We start from the raw sequence: 17,189 nt of genomic DNA, 5'->3' as shown, positions 1-17,189 counted from the left end.
GAGCAACCTGACCGGCCGATCTGGTCGAGGCCGTCAGCAGTCGTCGACCGGTGTGGCCTCGGCGATCCGGTGCTCGGAGCGGGCGTCCAGCAGCAGCGGGATGAGCGGCTGGTCCTCCTGCGCCATCTTCACGAACGCGCCACCGGCGTTGGTGCGCCAGGTGATCCCGTGGGCACGCAGGACCGGTGCCAGCTCGGTGCGTTGAGCCGCGGTCAGCTGGTAGCCGCACATCGGCTCCGGCTCCACCTCGGCCGACGACTCGGGGATGACGTTGTCCTGACCTGCGAAGTAGACGACACCGGACTGCTCAGCACCCTCCCGCGTCACCCGCTCCGCCGCCGCAGCGGTCTCGCGGACGAGGGTGGCGCGGTTCTCCAGCACCATCTGCGCGCTGCCGACGGCACTGGTGTAGTTGACCTCGACGCGGCGCCGGTTGAGCAGCGACGTATCAGCGGCCTCTGCGTCGTCCAGTGGCTTGTTGGCCGTCTCGCTGAGCATGCCCACGACGTGCGAGAGCCCGGCGTAGTTGCGCAGGATGCGGCCCTGCTCGTCACCGGCGACCTGGAGGAACTGCTCCCCGTCCTTGACGTAGAGCCCGTACTCGCCCGAGGTGTAGCCGAGGGACTCGACCTGCGCGGCGGCATACTCCTCGCTCATCGTCTTGGCGAGGTCATGGATCTCTTCGTCCGCCTGGCGGTTGCGCGGCCAGAGCTGGAGCAGGTCGGTCTTGTAGTACTGGTTGGGCCCGTACTCGTGCAGGTCGTTGAGCACGTCGGGCTTCCAGTCGCGGATGACCTTGGTGATGGCGGTCGCCTCGGGGGACTCCAGCGCCATGTAGTCACGGTTGACGTCGAGCCCCTGGGCGTTGGCCCGGGTGTTCGCCTGCCAGCCGTCGGGGTTGGCGTTGATGAACAGCACCGTCGTGGTCCGCAGCAGCCGCTGCCACGCGGGGTCGGTGGTCGTGGCCATGTCGCGGGCGAGCTGGAGGCAGGCCTCGCGCCCGGACGGCTCGTTGCCGTGGACCGAGCACGTGTACAGCAGGACCGAGCCCGTCCGTGCCTCGGCGACGGACCTCGGGGCGGGGTTGCCGACCTGGACGAGCTGCAGGGGTCGACCCTCGTTGGTCCGGCCCACGGTGCTCACCCGCACGCGGTCGGTGCTGGCGTCGAGGTCGCGCCAGAACTTCTGCGCCTGGGCGACGGTGGTCCAGGTCTTCCCGTTGCTCGCCTCGAACGGCGTCCGGAGGCCGTCCGGAGCCGCGGCGAGCGAGCGGCGCAAGGCGGTGTCCGGCTCCCCGGAGGCTGGGACGACCTCTGCGGTGGTGCCGCCACCGGTGGAGTCGGGGCCTGTCGCTGTCCCGTTCAGGCCGGCGGCTCCGCCTGCCACGAGGGCGACCGTGGCCGCGACGACGATGGTTCTCCTGCTGGATCTGAGCACGTGCATCGATGACTCCCCTTCGAGCCCGGGAGGGCTTGCGGAGTCCTCGATGCGGCGAGGCGCCGTTTGCCCCGGTGTGGATGGATATGTCCACCATCCCCACCGGGGCCACGGCTGTCCACCCGAAATGTCAGCGGGCGGCCAGTGGAGTGATCCAGTACGGGGCCGTACCCGGGTCGACGACGCCGAAGCGGGCGTTCACGGCCCAGAGCGTCTTGCCCACCAGCACCGCGGTCGAGGGGACGTCGAGGCTGGGGTCGGTCAGGGCCCCGCGCCAGGTGGCGGTCCAGCCGGTGGCGCTGCGCCGGAGCGTCAGCACCGACACCTCGGCCTGACCCGTGCCGCGGACGTTGTACAGCGTCGTCCCCGACAGCTCGAGGCCGTCGCCGCCGGTGATCGCCGGTCCGCCGCTGACGGGGACCTGCGTGGTCACCCCGGTCGCCGGGTCGACCCGCCAGAGGCCGCCGACCCTGCTGTTGTTGAGGATCGCGGAGCCGTCGGAGAGCTGCCGGATGCCGTTGGCGTTGTTGGCCACCCCGTCCCCGGCGGGCCAGGCGCCGGTGAGGGGGAGGAAGGCCGGGGCCGCGCCGGTGGGCCGGCCGCCCCGTCCGAGCGCGATCACGGTGAGCCGGTCGACCCGGGAGTCGGTGACCCAGACGGCGTCGCGGGTGACGACGAGGTCGTTGAGGAAGACCCCGCCCGGGACGACGGTGTCGGACGCCACGCGGCCGGTGCGACCGTCGACGGCCCAGACGTGGGCCTCGGTGCCGACGTTGCCCGCGGCCCAGACGAGCCCGGTGCGTGCGTCGCGGTCCAGCCCGCGGATCTGGCGGCCGGTGGCGCCGGGGAGCAGGACACGGCTGGTCGCGCGGCTGAGGTCACCGGTGACGATGCGGCCGTCGGCGAGGGAGCCGACGTAGTAGGTGTCACCGGGACCGGCGGTGATGCCCTCCGGGCGCAGGCCGTCGGGGAGGGGTACGAGGGACGTCCTGGCGGCGCCGGCGGGTGCGGCCGCGGCGACGAGGAGTCCGAGGACGGCCACGAGGGCCGTGACGAGAGATGCCGGTGACCTGAGCCAGCCGGCGCGAGGGTGCACGGTTCGTTCCATCTGTCCATCATGCGCGGGGTGTCCCGACGGCGCACCGCAGCGAGCCCGGCGGTCGTGCGCCCCGGTTCGGTGCGGGGTGGGCGGGCACCCCGCCGGGGGACCCAACGGTGTCGGGCGCGCGCCATACCAAGGGCTGTTGGGCTGGGACGCACAGGGGCCCGGGTGCCTTTTGCCCCGCCAACGCCTAGGTTTGGTCCGCTGGTCTGTCGTCGTCTAGGAGCCGCTGATGTCTCACCTCTCCCTCGCGGTTCCCGCCGCAACCACGCTGATCGACGCGAACTGGTTGGACTACCTGCTCGTCGTCATCTACTTCGGGTTCGTCCTGGGCATCGGGGTGATGGCCCGCCGGTCGGTCTCCGACTCGATCGACTTCTTCCTCTCCGGGCGCTCGCTCCCGGCCTGGGTCACCGGCCTCGCCTTCATCTCGGCCAACCTCGGTGCCGTCGAGATCATGGGCATGTCGGCCAACGGCGCCGAGTTCGGCCTGCCGACGGTCCACTACTTCTGGGTCGGCGCGATCCCCGCGATGCTGTTCCTCGGTGTCGTGATGATGCCGTTCTACTACGGCTCCAAGGTCCGCTCGGTGCCGGAGTTCATGTTCCGACGGTTCGGCACGGGCGCGCACCTGGTCAACGCGATCAGCTTCGCCGTCGCCCAGCTGCTCATCGCCGGCGTCAACCTCTACCTGCTGGGCTCGATCGTCCACGCGCTGCTCGGCTGGCCGTTGTGGGTCGCCCTCATCGTCGCCGCGGTGATCGTGCTGTCCTACATCACCCTCGGTGGGCTGTCGGCCGCGATCTACAACGAGGTGCTCCAGTTCTTCGTCATCGTCGCCTCGCTGCTGCCGCTGACGCTGATCGGCCTGCACCGCGTCGGTGGGTACGGCGGCCTCAAGGACAAGATCACCGAGTTCGCCGACAACGCCCCGGCCTCGGCCGGCGTGGCCCCGGCGGCCCAGCAGCTCGAGTCCTGGCCGGGACAGGCGCTCGCCGGGTTCGACTCGGAGTTGCTGTCGGTCATCGGCATCGTGTTCGGCCTCGGGTTCGTGCTCTCCTTCGGCTACTGGACGACGAACTTCGTCGAGGTCCAGCGCGCCATGGCCTCCAAGTCGATCTCCGCGGCTCGCAAGACGCCGATCATCGGTGCGTTCCCGAAGATGTTCATCCCCTTCATCGTCATCCTCCCCGGCATGGTCTCGGCCGTCCTGGTCAAGGAGATGATCGACCTCAAGGGTGGTGGCACCCCGGCAGGCGGCGCCTCGGGCGAGGGCGTGAAGTACAACGACGCGCTCCTGCTGCTCATGCGTGACGTCCTGCCGAACGGCCTGCTGGGCTTGGCGATCGCGGGCCTGCTCGCCGCGTTCATGGCCGGCATGGCGGCCAACATCTCGGCCTTCAACACGGTCTTCAGCTACGACCTGTGGCAGCGCTACATCCGCAAGGACCACGACGACGACTACTACCTGCGGATCGGTCGCCTCGCGACCGTCGGGGCCACGGTCATCGCCATCTTCACGGCGACCATCGCGTCGAGCTTCTCGAACATCATGGACTACCTCCAGACGCTGTTCGGGTTCTTCAACGCACCGCTGTTCGCGACCTTCATCCTCGGCATGTTCTGGAAGCGGATGACTGCCACCGCCGGTTGGGTCGGCCTGTCGGCCGGAACGCTCTCCGCGGTGCTGGTGGCGATCTTGTCCGAGGACACCCTCGGCTCGGTCAGCGTCGGCGTCCTGCCGCTCTCCGGCCAGGGCGCGAGCTTCGTCGCCGCCTCCACCGCGTTCGTCGTCGACATCGTCGTCAGCGTCGTGGTCTCGATGGTGACCCAGCCCAAGCCGGCTTCCGAGCTCAAGGGCCTGGTCTACTCCGAGACGCCCAAGGAGGACCTCGTCGACCCGGAGGAGGCCAGCCAGCCGTGGTACCAGCGCACGATGCCGCTCGCCGGGATCGCGCTGCTCATGGTCATCGTCCTCAACTTCGCCTTCTAGGAGCGCCGACATGTCAGATGCATCGACCACGAGCAAGCCCGCCAAGAAGACGGCCGGCGCGTTCGACATCCGCAACATCATCGGCAGCCTGCTCGGACTCTACGGTGTGATCCTGCTCCTCGCGGGCCTGTTCGCCGACCCCGAGCTGGAGAAGACCGGCGGGGTGAACGCCAACCTCTGGACCGGCCTCGCCCTGGCGGTCGCCGCCGCGGCGTTCCTCGTCTGGGCCAGGCTCAAGCCGATCGTCGTCCCCGACGAGGTCGAGAAGGCCGGCGACGACCCGACCCGACCGGCCCCGCGCCGCAAGGGTGGCGGCCACTGAGCCGCACCGCCCGTCACCGAGGGGTATGCCGCGTGGTCACCACGCGGCGTACCCCTCTGTCGTGCCGGGCGCGGGTGAGCCCCAGCACTGCGGCGGCAGCGAGGGCGAGCAGGCCGCCGACCACCCACATCAGCTGGGGCGAGCGGCCGAACAACGCACCGGCCAGGGGTGGGGCGATGACGGCGCCCCCGATCGAGGCGGCGCCGTAGAGGCTCTGGTAGCGACCGTGCATCCCCTCCGGCGCCCGGTCCGCGGCGTGGGCGGTGGCCGTGGGCTTGTAGAGCATCTCCCCGGCGGTGACGACGGCGACGGCGGCCAGCACGGCCGCGACACCCGGCGACGGTGCCACGACCAGCCAGCCGACGCCGACGAGGACGAACCCGGCGACGATGAGCGGCTCGGGACTGCGTGCCCTCAGCCGGTGCGCGAGCCACGGCTCGAACAGCACGATGAGGGCGCAGTTGAGCGAGATGGTCGTGCCGTACACCCACGGAGCGGCGCCGAGGGCGTCGAGCTGCCAGGGGACGGCGGAGTAGGCGAACCGGTAGGCCGTGTCGGCGGCGACGACGGTGAGCAGCAGGAGCACGAACCGCGGGTCGGCCCGCAAGGCCGTCAGGACCCGGGTCGGTGCCCCGTCGGTGACCGTCGCGCGGGCGGTCGCCGGGACGACCAGGAGCACGACGGCGAGCATCATGAGGCTGGCGACGGCGTCGATGACGAAGATGGCGCCGAAGTGGTCGACCGCGAGCAGCCCACCGAGCGGAGGGCCGAGGACGGTGCCGGCGTTGTTGACCGAACGCATCCAGGCGCTGGCCTGACGACGGTGCTCGGTGGGCAGTGCGCTGGTCACCAGGGCGAACGACACGGGTCGACCGATTCCGCCGAGGGCGCCCATGGCGAACAGGACGGCCGCCAGTCCGGGCGTCGGCGTGAGGGGCACGGCGACGCAGCCGAGGGCGGACGCGAGCGACGCCACGGCGAGGGTCGGGCGCAGGCCCCACCGGTCGCCCACCGAACCGCCGGCGAGGTTGCCGACGATCATGCCCACGCCCCATACGGCAGCGATGGATCCGGCGGCAGCCTCGTCGAGGCCACGGTCGGACACGAGGTACAGCGGGACGAAGACCCAGGCCATTGAGCCCAGCGCGTTGGCGAACCGGCCGACGAGCAGCCACCCCACCCAGACCGGAAGTCCGCGCACGCCCGGCATCCTGTCAGGCGGTGGCGACAACCCGCCCCTGCCCGCGGGCGGTCGAGGAGGCCGCTGACGAGCGCGCGGTCAGGTCAGGCGAACTGCCAGGAGCGCTTGCTCAGGCCGAACCAGAAGCCGTCGATGACGCTCTGGTTGTCGAGCGACCCGGACTCGTAGGCCGCACCGAGGCTGACGAACAGCGGTGCCCAGTGCTCGGTGCGCGGGTGCGCCTCGTGGGCGGCCGGCGCCTTGGCCAGGAAGTCGAGGATGCCGTCGACGTCCTGACGCTCGAGCGCCTCGGCGGCCCAGTGGTCGAACTCCGCGGACGGCGCGGGCGGCGTGCCGTCGCGGCCCTCGCGGGGGTTGAACCAGCGCAGGTTGTGCGTCGTGAACCCGGATCCGACGATGAGCGTGCCCTCGTCCCGCAGGGGAGCGAGCTTGCGGCCGATCTCGAAGAGCGCCTTCGGGTCCAGGGTCGGCATCGACATCTGGAGGACGGGGACGTCGGCCTCGGGGTACATCTCGACGAGCGGCACGTAGGCACCGTGGTCGAGCCCGCGGGTCTCGTCGCGGTGCACCGGCGTCTCGGCGGTCTGCACGAGCTTGGTGATGCTGTCGGCGAGCTCGGGCGCACCCGGGGCTGCATACGTGACGTCGTAGTACTTCTGCGGGAAGCCCCAGAAGTCGTAGGTGAGCGGGACCTGCCCGGACGTCGCGCTCAGCGCGAGCGGTGCCTCCTCCCAGTGGGCGGAGACCATCAGGATGTTCGTGGGCTTGGCGAAGCGGGTCGACCAGTCGGCGAGCTGTCGGGTCCACACCGGGTCGTCGGCCAGCGGGGGAGCGCCGTGGCTGAGGTACAGCACGGGCTGGCGCACAGGGTCGGACGGCTGGCTCATGAGGAGAGCATACAACTATTTGAACTTTCAATCAATGGGGAAAGTCGCCCCGTGCGCCTCCCGAGGCGAGACCTGGCGCGGCAGATTTGACGGGACCGGCTACCGTCTTTCGCGTTGCCATGTCCACGCTGCGACGAATCCGCAGCACATGGGATCAGGAACTGAGGAAGAGAACGTGGCTGAAGGGCGCAAGCTCGTCATCGTCGAGTCGCCGGCCAAGGCGAAGACGATCGGCGGCTACCTGGGCAAGGACTGGGACGTCGAGGCGTCCGTGGGGCACATCCGCGACATCCCGACCCCGTCGGAGATGCCCGCAGAGATCAAGAAGGGCCCGTTCGGCCGCTTCGGTGTCGACGTGGACAACGGCTTCGAGGCCTACTACGTCGTCGACAGCGACAAGAAGAAGAAGGTCGCCGAGCTCAAGCGTCTCCTGAAGAACGCCGACGAGCTCTACCTCGCCACCGATGAGGACCGCGAGGGCGAGGCGATCGCCTGGCACCTGCTCGAGGTGCTCAAGCCCAAGGTCCCGGTCAAGCGCATGGTCTTCCACGAGATCACCAAGGAGGCCATCCAGCGCGCCTCCACCAACACCCGTGACCTCGACGTCGCCCTCGTCGACGCCCAGGAGACCCGCCGCATCCTCGACCGCCTCTACGGCTACGAGGTCAGCCCGGTGCTGTGGCGCAAGGTCAAGGCAGGCCTGTCCGCCGGCCGGGTGCAGTCCGTCGCGACCCGGATCGTCGTCGAGCGCGAGCGCGAGCGGATGGCGTTCGTCCGCGCGTCCTACTGGGACGTCGAGGGCGACTTCACCCCCGACGGCGCGTCGAACCAGTTCACCGCGCGCCTCAGCTCGGTCGACGGCAACCGCGTCGCCATGGGCCGCGACTTCAACGACGACGGCACGCTCAAGGGCACGTCGGTCGTCCACCTCGACCAGGCCACCGCGACCTCGATCGCCAACCAGGTGCTCACCTGCCAGGTCGCCGTCACCAGCGTCCAGGAGAAGCCGTACACCCGGCGTCCCAGCGCGCCGTTCACGACGAGCACCCTGCAGCAGGAGGCCTCCCGCAAGCTGCGCCTCTCCTCGAAGAACGCCATGCGCGTCGCGCAGCGCCTCTACGAGAACGGCTACATCACCTACATGCGTACCGACAGCACCACGCTGTCGGAGGCCGCCCTCACCGCGGCGCGCCAGCAGGCCCGTGACCTGTATGGCGCCGAGTACGTCCCGCAGTCGCCGCGCCTCTACGAGAAGAAGGTCAAGAACGCGCAGGAGGCCCACGAGGCCATCCGTCCCGCGGGGGACCGCTTCCGCACGCCGGCCCAGGTCGCCGGGGAGCTGCGCGGTGACGAGTTCGCGCTCTACGAGCTGATCTGGAAGCGCACCGTCGCCTCGCAGATGGCCGACGCACGCGGCTCGACCGCGACCGTCAAGCTCGGTGGCACTCTCGAGGACGGCCGGGTCGTGGAGTTCAGCGCGTCCGGCACGGTCATCACGTTCCGAGGCTTCCTCGCTGCATACGAGGAGGGTCGTGACGAGGAGCGCGCGTCCAAGGCCGCCGAGGCCGAGGAGGAGCGTCGCCTCCCGAAGCTCAGCGAGGGCGTCTCCCTCACCGTCGTGCGCGCCGAGGCGGACGGCCACGAGACCAACCCGCCGCCCCGCTACACCGAGGCGACGTTGGTGAAGGCCATGGAGGAGAAGGGAATCGGTCGCCCGTCGACCTACGCCTCCACCGTCGGCACCATCCAGGACCGTGGCTACGTCAACACCCGTGGGTCGGCCCTGATCCCGACGTGGCTGGCGTTCGCCGTGACTCGGCTGCTCGAGGAGCACTTCACCGAGCTCGTCGACTACGACTTCACCGCCTCGATGGAGGAGGACCTCGACCGCATCGCCGGTGGTGACGCCCAGCGCGCCGAGTGGCTCAAGCGGTTCTACTTCGGCATGGGTGATGGCGTCGAGGGTGACGGTGCGCTCGTCGGCTCGAAGCCCGGCCTGCCCGACGCCGGCAACCTCCACCTCGGCCTCAAGCACCTCGTCGAGGACCTCGGCGACATCGACGCCCGGGCCATCTCCACCATCGACATCGGCGAGGGGATCGTCGTCCGCGTCGGCCGCTACGGCCCGTACGTCGAGGAGACCGTGCCTCAGGGTGTCGACCTGTCGACCGGGGAGATGACCGACGACGCCGCGACCACGCCGAGGCGCGCGACGATCAACGACGACATCGCTCCAGACGAGATGACCCCGGCCAGGGCGCGTGAGCTGCTCGAGCAGTCCGCCGACGACGGCAAGGTCCTCGGCCAGGACCCGGAGAACGGTCGCGACATCGTCGCCAAGGCCGGTCGCTACGGCCCCTACGTCACCGAGGTCCTCGACGAGGAGACCGCGGCGCTCAAGGGCAAGAACAAGGTCAAGCCGCGCACCGCGTCGCTGTTCAAGGACATGGACCTCGCGACCATGGACCTCGAGACCGCGCTCAAGCTCCTCAGCCTGCCTCGGGTCGTCGGCACCTCGAAGGAGGAGGACGGCACCGAGGTCGAGATCACCGCGCAGAACGGCCGGTACGGCCCCTACCTCAAGAAGGGCACCGACTCCCGCTCGCTGACGACCGAGCAGCAGCTCTTCGACATCACGCTCGAGGAGGCGCTGGCGATCTACTCCCAGCCCAAGCAGCGCGGTCGCGCGGCCTCGGCGCCGTTGAAGGAGCTCGGCAACGACCCCGTGTCCGGGCGTCCGATGGTGGTCAAGGACGGCCGGTTCGGCCCCTACGTCACCGACGGCGAGACCAACTCGACCCTGCGCAAGGGCGACGAGCCCGAGACGATCACGCCCGAGCGGGGTGCCGAGCTGCTCGCGGAGAAGCGCGCCAAGGGCCCGACGACCCGCAAGCGTGCGGCCAAGAAGGCGCCTGCCAAGAAGGCTGCGAAGAAGACTGCCAAGAAGGCCACGACCAAGAAGGCTGCCGCCAAGAAGTCCTGACCCGGGGCGAGGGCTACCGTGGGGCCCCATGCCCCTCGAGCCGACGACCGTTGCCGCCCTCGACCGCAGGCTGGCGCAGGAGCAGTCCACCTGCCGCCTGCCGTCCATCGCCGCCGGGCTGGTCCGCGGCGGTGAGCTGGTCTGGTCGGGTGCCGTCGGCACGGTGACCGGCCGGTCCGACGGAGAGCCCGCCACCCCGGGCACGCAGTACCGCATCGGCTCGATCACCAAGACCTTCGTCGGGGTCGAGGTGATGCGCCTGCGTGACGAAGGGGCGCTCGACCTCTCCGACCGGATCGACGCCCACCTGCCCGAGACGTCCGACAGCGACTTCGGGCAGGTCACGGTGGCGCAGCTGCTCTCCCACAGCTCGGGCCTGCAGGCCGAGACGAGCGGCCCGTGGTGGGAACGGACCGAGGGCGGCGACTGGTCCGACCTCCTCGCGAGCCGCCCGCAGCGCCGCTTCCGGCCCGGCGCCCGGTTCCACTACTCCAACGTCGGCTACGCCGTCCTCGGCGAGCTCGTCGGCCGCCTCCGCGGGGTCCCGTGGGACGAGGCCCTGCGCACCGGGCTGCTCGAGCCGCTCGGTATGGCGCGCACCTCCCTGCGCCCGCAGGAACCCAGTGCGCCGGGCTGGGCCGTGCACCCGCTGGCCGATCTCGTGCACGTCGAGCCCGAGCACCACGCCGGGGCGATGGCGCCCGCCGGCCAGCTGTGGTCGACGGTCGAGGACCTGACGCGCTGGGCCACGTTCCTCGGTGGGGACACCGCGGGCCTGCTGTCGACGCAGACCCTGGCCGAGATGTGCCTGCCCGTCGTCGTCAACGACACCCCCGGACAGGCCTGGTCGGGCGCGCACGGCCTCGGGTGGCAGGTGTGGAACGTCGACGGCCGTCGCTTCGGCGGGCACGGTGGCTCCATGCCGGGCTTCCTCGCGGGCCTGCGGGTCGACCTGGAGACCGGTGACGGCTGCGTGGTCTTCGCCAACGCCACCTCCGGCATCGGGCCCGTCACGGTCGACCTCCTCACCCTCCTCGCCGAGCGCGAACCGCACCCGCCGACCCCGTGGACGGCGGACGCCGCGCAGTCGACCGGCCTCGACCTGGTGGGGGACTGGTACTGGGGGACGACGGCATACACGCTCCGGCTGGCCGCCGACGGCGGACTGGTCCTCGGCGAGCCCGGGGTCCACCGGGGGTCGCGCTTTGCGCCGACCGAGGCGGGCTGGATCGGGCTGGACGGGTACCACGAGGGGGAGCCGCTGGTCGCCCACCGCGCTGCCGACGGCACCGTCGGGCACCTCGACCTGGGGTCGTTCCGGTTCAGCCGGACGCCCTACGACCCGACGGCACAGATCCCCGGGGACGTGCATCCCGACCGCTGGCACTGACCGTCGCGACCCCGGGACGTATGTGGGGCCCGGACATGTTCCCAGGGATCTCTGTGTCGAGGGCGGCCATGTCCGGGGTCCCTCGCCACCCCTAGTGTTCTGCAGAACCGCGACGGTCCCCCTGCCGTCGCTCCAGCCGCACGAGGAGGTGCCGGTGCCCAGCCAGGCCAGCCCTGAGGCAACAGGTGCAGCAGGCTCAGCAGCAGTGCTGCTCGAGACGCGCGACCTGACCAAGGAGTTCCGCGGCTTCCGCGCCGTCTCCGATGTGAGCCTGCGCGTGGTCGAGGGCACCATCCACGCCCTGGTCGGCCCCAACGGCGCCGGCAAGACGACCCTGTTCAACCTGCTCACGGGGTTCCTCACCCCCACGTCGGGCCAGGTGCTCCTCGGCGACCGCGACGTCACCGGTATGCAGCCCGAGCAGATCGCACACCTCGGGATCGCCCGCTCGTTCCAGATCACGAGCCTGTTCGACCAGATGAGCGTCGTGGACCACGTCGAGCTCGCGCTCGCGTCACCGACCGGGCTCGGCTACCGCTTCTGGCGCTCGGACTCGACGATGAAGCAGTTCCGCCCGCGCGCCATGGAGCTGCTCGAGCAGGTCGGTCTCACCGACCGCTCCGGCGCCGCCGCCGGTTCGCTCGCCTACGGCCAGAAGCGTGCTCTCGAGCTGGCGCTGGCCCTCGCGCTCGACCCCAAGCTGCTGCTGCTCGACGAGCCGACGGCCGGGATGGGTCTCGAGGACGTCGACCGCACCATCGCCCTGGTCAAGAAGGTCTCGGCCGGGCGCACCGTCGTGTTCGTCGACCACAACATGCACGTCGTCGGCTCGCTGGCCGACACCGTCACGGTCCTGCAGTCGGGCCAGGTGCTCGCCGAGGGCACCTACGAGCAGGTCCGCAACGACCAGAAGGTCATCACCGCCTACCTCGGACAGGCCGGAGAGCAGCATGTCTGACCACACCCTGGAGGTCGCGGGACTCTCCGCCTGGTACGGCGAGGCCAAGGTCCTCACCGACGTCGACCTGCGCGTCGAGCCCGGCGAGGTCGTCACCCTGGTGGGCCGCAACGGCGCCGGCAAGACCACCCTGCTGCGCTCCGTCATGGGCCTGCACCGTCAGGTCGAGGGCACGGTCACCTGGGGCGGCAACGACCTCGGCAAGGCCAGCGCGGACAAGCGCGCCCGCTCCGGCATCGGCTGGGTCCCCGACGACCGCGGCATCTACGCCACCCTGACGGTCGCCGAGAACCTCCTGCTCCCGCCGGTCGTCAGCAAGGCCGACGCGTGGAGCCTGGAGCAGGTCTACGAGCAGTTCCCCGTGCTGCACGAGCGCCGCGACTTCCCCGGCACCAAGCTCAGCGGCGGTGAGCAGCAGATGCTGGCCATCGCCCGTGTCCTGCGCATGGGCTCGACCCTGCTGCTGCTCGACGAGCCCAGCGAGGGCCTGGCCCCCGTCATCGTCCAGCGCATCGGCGAGATCATCCGCCAGATCAAGGCCCAGGGCGTCTCGGTCCTGCTCGTCGAGCAGAACGTCGCCTTCGCCTCCACGGTCGCCGACCGCCACTACCTGCTCGCGCAGGGCCGGGTCGTCGAGTCGCTCGACAACGAGAGCTTCCAGTCCCGCACCACCGAGCTCCTCGAGTACCTCGGCATGTAGCCGGGCCCTCGAGGCACCTGCACACCGCATCACCGCTCCACCCCATCTCACCCGCACGAAGAACCACCCCAGGAGGGGACATGCAGCGTTCCAAGTCCTTGGCCCTCGCGGCCACCGCGGTCACCGGCAGTCTCGTCCTCGCCGCCTGTGGCGCCGGGGGTCCGAGCACCGCCGGCGGCAAGATCAGCGACGACAAGGTCGTCCTCGGTCTGCTCAACGACCAGTCCGGCGTCTACAAGGACCTGTCCGGCCCCAACTCCAAGGTCGCCATCGAGATGGCCGTCGCGGACTACAAGGCCAAGTACGGCGACAAGGCGGTGGCCAAGACCATCGAGGTCGTCCAGGCCGACCACCAGAACAAGCCCGACATCGCCAACACCAAGGCGCAGGAGATGTACGACCGCCAGAAGGCCGACATCATCCTCGACGTCCCCACCTCCTCGGCCGCGCTCGCCGTGGCCACGCAGGCCAAGACGAAGAAGAAGCTCTTCATCGACATCGGCGCCGGCACCACCGCGCTGACCGGCAAGTCCTGCAACAAGTACACGTTCCACTGGGCCTACGACACCTACATGCTCGCGCAGGGCACCGGTGCCACGGCGGTCGAGAACGGTGGCAAGAACTGGTCCATCGTCTACCCCGACTACGCCTTCGGCCAGGACATGACCAAGTCGTTCACCGCGGCGGTCGAGAAGGCCGGCGGCACGGTGCAGCAGTCCATCGCGACGCCGTTCCCCAACGACAACTTCTCGACCTTCATCACCAAGGCCGACTCGAGCAAGCCCAACGTCATCGGGATCATGGCCGCCGGCGGTGACCTCATCAACTTCGTCAAGCAGTTCAACCAGGCCGGCCTGCAGGGCAAGACCCAGCTGGCCGTCGGCCTGATGTTCATCACTGACATCCACAGCCTGGGTGTCGACCAGTTCCAGGGCACGCAGTTCACCGACGCCTGGTACTGGAACTTCGACGAGCAGAACCGCGCCTGGGCCGACAAGTTCAAGGAGAAGACGCAGACGCGTCCGTCCTTCGCCCACGCCGGCAACTACTCCGCGGCCCTGCAGTACCTCGAGGCCGTCCAGCGCGCCGGCACCGACGAGTCCGACGCCGTGGTGAAGGAGCTCGAGGGCAAGAAGCTCAACGACGTCTTCCTGCGCAACGGTGAGATCCGCGCCGCGGACCACCGCGTCCTGCACGACGCCTACCTGGTCAAGGTCAAGAGCAAGGACCAGGTCAAGGAGGAGTGGGACTACGAGGAGGTCGTCTCGACGATCCCCGCGGCCGAGGCCTTCAACCCGACCGTCAGCCCCGACTGCAAGATGTGACGCCCCGGGCCCGGTGGGGATCCCCCCGCCCACCGGGCCCCGCGCGTCCCGCGGCCGACGCGACCGCCGACGGCACGTCCTGACGCCCCCGATTCCCTCATCGACGAACCGGAAGACCAATGACGGCATTCATCCAGTACACCCTCCAGGGCCTCGCGCTCGGTGGGTTCTACGCCCTGGCTGCCCTGGGCCTGGCGGTGATCTTCGGCGTGCTCGGCGTCGTCAACTTCAGCCACGGTGCCTGCTACATGCTCGGTGCGGTCGGCGCCGCCCTGCTCCTCGACGCGACCGGCCTCGGTTTCTGGGCCGCGCTGCCGATCATCACGGTGGCGATGTTCCTGTTCGGTGTGCTGATGGAGCGGCTCTTCGTCCGGTGGCTGCTGCGGCTCGACCCGCTCTACAACTTCCTGCTTACCTTCGGCATCACCCTCTTCCTCGTCGACTTCGTGAAGCGCCGGTATGGCGTCTCGTCACTGCCGTACGAGCTCCCCGCCGGGCTCGAGGGGCGCCTGACCATCGGCAGCGTGTCGCTGTCGAGCTACCAGATCTTCGTCGCGGTCTTCTCGGTCGCGCTGTGCCTGGCCGTGTGGCTGCTGCTCACCAAGACCCGCGTCGGCATGATCGTCCGCGCCTCCACCGAGGACGCGGAGCGCTCGCGGGCCCTGGGCATCAACGTCGGCCGGTGGGTCACCCCGGTCTTCGGTTTCGGCATCGCGCTCGCCGGCCTCGCCGGTGTGCTGCGCGCCCCGACCGGCTCCGTCAACGCCGACATGGGCAGCTTCTTCATCATCATCTTGTTCGCCGTGGTCGTCATCGGCGGCCTCGGATCCATCCTCGGCGCAGTGGTGGCGGGCTTCCTCGTCGGACTCGTCGAGGCCTACGGCCAGGGCTACGCCGGGTCGTTCAGCCAGGTCCTCATCTTCGTCCTCATGGCCGTGGTGATCCTGGTCCGGCCCTCGGGCCTTTTCGGTCGCGAGGAGGCCGCATCATGAGCTCCCAGCTGGTGTCCAAGGTCGACGTCGACCTCCCCGACGCCCCGTCCATCACGGCGCACCGTCCCTACCTGCGGCGGGTCGGCATGGCCGTCGGCCTCGTCGTCGTCCTGGCGCTGCCGTGGTTCGTCTACCCGCCGGTCGCCATGGACATCGCCGCCTGGGCGCTGTTCGCGATCTCGGTCGACCTGCTGCTCGGCTACACCGGGCTGCTGTCCTTCGGCCACGCCGCCTTCTGGGGCACGTCGGCATACACGACCGGTCTGATCGCCATCCACGCCGGCGTGCCGTTCCCGGTCGCGGTGGTGGGTGGCGCGGTCTGCGCCATGATCCTCGCGGTGCCGACCGGCTACCTCGCGGTGCGGCGAACCGGCATCTACTTTGCCATGGTGACCCTGGCCTTCGCGCAGATGATCTACTTCATCGCCAACCAGTGGCGCAGCGTCACCGGCGGTGAGAACGGCCTGCAGGGCATCCCCAAGGCGTTCTTCGGGATCGAGCTCGTCGAGACCGAGTCGTTCTACTTCTACTACGCCGCCCTGCCGATCATCCTCATCGGGGTGGCCATCGCCTGGCGCACGGTCAACAGCCCGTTCGGTCGCGTGCTGGTGGCCATCCGCGACAACCCCGCCCGTGCCCGGGCCCTCGGCTACGACGTCGAGCGCTACAAGATCATGGTGTTCGTCATCTCCGCCGGGCTCGCGGGTCTCGCCGGTGGCGTCTTCTCCGCCAGCCACGGGTTCGCCTCGCTCCAGGAGCTGATCTGGACGACGTCCGGCAAGGTCGTCCTCATCACGGTCCTCGGCGGCATCGGCACCCTCTGGGGTGGTCCGGTCGGTGCAGCGCTGGTCGTCCTGCTCGAGGACAAGCTCGCCTCGTCGGGCTTCAACGGCATCGGCATCATCACCGGCGCGATCTTCGTGATCATCGTGCTCGCCTTCCGGCACGGCATCTGGGGCACGGCCCGCAACGGCATCGGTGCCTGGCTGCGGTCGCGTCGCCGCGCTCGTCAGGACGCCTGAGGTCGTCGCCGAAAGGTCTTGACCCTCACGTGGCGTGAGGCGCCACAGTGGTGCCCATGACCGAAGGCACGCAGCTGACCACGCTCACCGTGGGTCAGGTGGCCGAGCAGTTCGACGTCACGGTGCGCACCCTGCACCACTACGACGAGATCGGGCTGCTCACGCCCAGCGACCGTTCGCGGGCGGGCTACCGGCTCTACACCCCGGAGGACCTCACGCGCCTGCAGCACGTGGTGGTCTACCGGCGGCTCGGGTTCGCCCTCGAGGAGGTCGCCCTCCTCCTGGACCACCCGGAGAGCGCTGCCCAGCACCTGCGTCGCCAACGCGCAGCGGTCATGACCCGGCTCGACGAGATGCGCGATCTCGTCGTGGCCATCGACCGAGCACTGGAGCGAGAGATGAACGACCAGCCCGTCACCACCGAGGACATGAAGGAGCTCTTCGGCGAAGGGTTCTACGACAGCCAGGACGAGGCAGAGCAGCGGTGGGGCCAGACCGACGCCTGGAAGCAGTCCCAGCAGCGCACGAAGAACTACACCAAGGCCGACTGGGAGCAGGTCAAGGCCGAGAGCGACGCCCTCCACAAGGGCTTCACCGACGCCATGGACGCGGGTGAGCCAGCCACCAGCGTGGTGGCCATGGACGCCGCCGAGGCCCACCGGATCAACATCAACGAGCGGTACTACGACTGCTCCCCGCAGTTCCACCGCAACCTCGCCGACCTCTACACGAGCGACCCGAGGTTCACCGCGACGTACGACGAGATCCGTGAGGGCATGGCCTTCTACGTCCGCGACGCCATCTACGCGAACGCCGACCGCCAGGAGGCCTGACCGCGCCGTCCCCGGGCGCAGACCAGGTATGGAGCCGGCTCCCC

Annotated in this window: 14 protein-coding genes; 10 read left to right on the top strand and 4 right to left on the bottom strand. The window is 69.9% G+C overall.

Features of this window, described 5'->3' with window-relative positions; genetic code table 11:
- Nucleotides 1-33 precede the first annotated feature (33 nt).
- Together ABD286_RS08300 and ABD286_RS08295 are read right to left on the bottom strand one after the other, a co-directional pair.
- On the bottom strand, nt 34-1,443 hold the full coding sequence (locus ABD286_RS08300) for a M14 family zinc carboxypeptidase (protein WP_344192073.1): 1,410 nt from the start codon (nt 1,441-1,443) through the stop codon (nt 34-36).
- 124 nt (nt 1,444-1,567) lie between these two features.
- Entirely contained in the window at nt 1,568-2,545 is a 978-nt protein-coding gene (locus ABD286_RS08295; protein ID WP_344192071.1) for an NHL repeat-containing protein, read from the bottom strand.
- 226 nt (nt 2,546-2,771) lie between these two features.
- On the opposite strand from ABD286_RS08295, the gene ABD286_RS08290 reads away from it, so the two are divergent.
- Together ABD286_RS08290 and ABD286_RS08285 are read left to right on the top strand one after the other, a co-directional pair.
- Complete coding sequence (locus tag ABD286_RS08290) at nt 2,772-4,532, top strand: sodium:solute symporter family protein (RefSeq protein ID WP_344192069.1); 1,761 nt, start codon at nt 2,772-2,774, stop codon at nt 4,530-4,532.
- A 10-nt stretch (nt 4,533-4,542) separates the two neighbouring features.
- A complete protein-coding gene (locus tag ABD286_RS08285) occupies nt 4,543-4,854 on the top strand; it encodes a hypothetical protein (protein WP_344192067.1) in 312 nt (103 codons plus the stop codon).
- Nucleotides 4,855-4,867: 13 nt separating this feature from the next.
- Here ABD286_RS08285 and ABD286_RS08280 read toward each other — a convergent pair whose 3' ends face one another.
- A complete protein-coding gene (locus ABD286_RS08280; protein WP_344192065.1) occupies nt 4,868-6,055 on the bottom strand; it encodes an MFS transporter in 1,188 nt (395 codons plus the stop codon).
- An 83-nt stretch (nt 6,056-6,138) separates the two neighbouring features.
- Nucleotides 6,139-6,942, bottom strand: coding sequence for a dioxygenase family protein (locus ABD286_RS08275; protein WP_344192062.1), 804 nt, complete (start codon nt 6,940-6,942; stop codon nt 6,139-6,141).
- Nucleotides 6,943-7,090: 148 nt separating this feature from the next.
- Between ABD286_RS08275 and topA the strand changes: the two genes are divergently transcribed.
- The 8 genes from topA to ABD286_RS08235 all read left to right on the top strand — a co-directional run bounded on the left by topA (nt 7,091) and on the right by ABD286_RS08235 (nt 17,145).
- Nucleotides 7,091-9,925, top strand: a complete 2,835-nt coding sequence (gene topA, locus ABD286_RS08270) for a type I DNA topoisomerase (RefSeq protein WP_344192059.1) — start codon at nt 7,091-7,093, stop codon at nt 9,923-9,925.
- 28 nt (nt 9,926-9,953) lie between these two features.
- Nucleotides 9,954-11,315: a serine hydrolase domain-containing protein gene (locus ABD286_RS08265; RefSeq protein WP_344192055.1), complete on the top strand. Its 1,362-nt coding sequence runs from the start codon at nt 9,954-9,956 to the stop codon at nt 11,313-11,315.
- Between the two features lie 154 nt (nt 11,316-11,469).
- Nucleotides 11,470-12,273, top strand: coding sequence for an ABC transporter ATP-binding protein (locus ABD286_RS08260; RefSeq protein ID WP_344192053.1), 804 nt, complete (start codon nt 11,470-11,472; stop codon nt 12,271-12,273).
- The gene (locus ABD286_RS08255) at nt 12,266-12,973 is read left to right on the top strand and encodes an ABC transporter ATP-binding protein (RefSeq protein ID WP_344192051.1); all 708 of its coding nucleotides are present in this window, start codon (nt 12,266-12,268) and stop codon (nt 12,971-12,973) included. Before ABD286_RS08260 ends, ABD286_RS08255 begins: the two co-directional genes overlap by 8 nt.
- An 80-nt stretch (nt 12,974-13,053) precedes the next feature.
- A complete protein-coding gene (locus tag ABD286_RS08250) occupies nt 13,054-14,298 on the top strand; it encodes an ABC transporter substrate-binding protein (protein ID WP_344192049.1) in 1,245 nt (414 codons plus the stop codon).
- 119 nt (nt 14,299-14,417) lie between these two features.
- On the top strand, nt 14,418-15,290 hold the full coding sequence (locus tag ABD286_RS08245; protein WP_344192047.1) for a branched-chain amino acid ABC transporter permease: 873 nt from the start codon (nt 14,418-14,420) through the stop codon (nt 15,288-15,290).
- On the top strand, nt 15,287-16,312 hold the full coding sequence (locus ABD286_RS08240) for a branched-chain amino acid ABC transporter permease (protein WP_344192045.1): 1,026 nt from the start codon (nt 15,287-15,289) through the stop codon (nt 16,310-16,312). Before ABD286_RS08245 ends, ABD286_RS08240 begins: the two co-directional genes overlap by 4 nt.
- 56 nt (nt 16,313-16,368) lie before the next feature.
- The gene (locus ABD286_RS08235) at nt 16,369-17,145 is read left to right on the top strand and encodes a MerR family transcriptional regulator (RefSeq protein WP_344192043.1); all 777 of its coding nucleotides are present in this window, start codon (nt 16,369-16,371) and stop codon (nt 17,143-17,145) included.
- Nucleotides 17,146-17,189: the final 44 nt, after the last annotated feature.

The organism is Pedococcus aerophilus, assembly GCF_039532215.1.
GTDB classification, from domain to species: Bacteria; Actinomycetota; Actinomycetes; order Actinomycetales; family Dermatophilaceae; genus Pedococcus; species Pedococcus aerophilus.
This window is presented reverse-complemented; position numbering and strand designations above follow the sequence as displayed.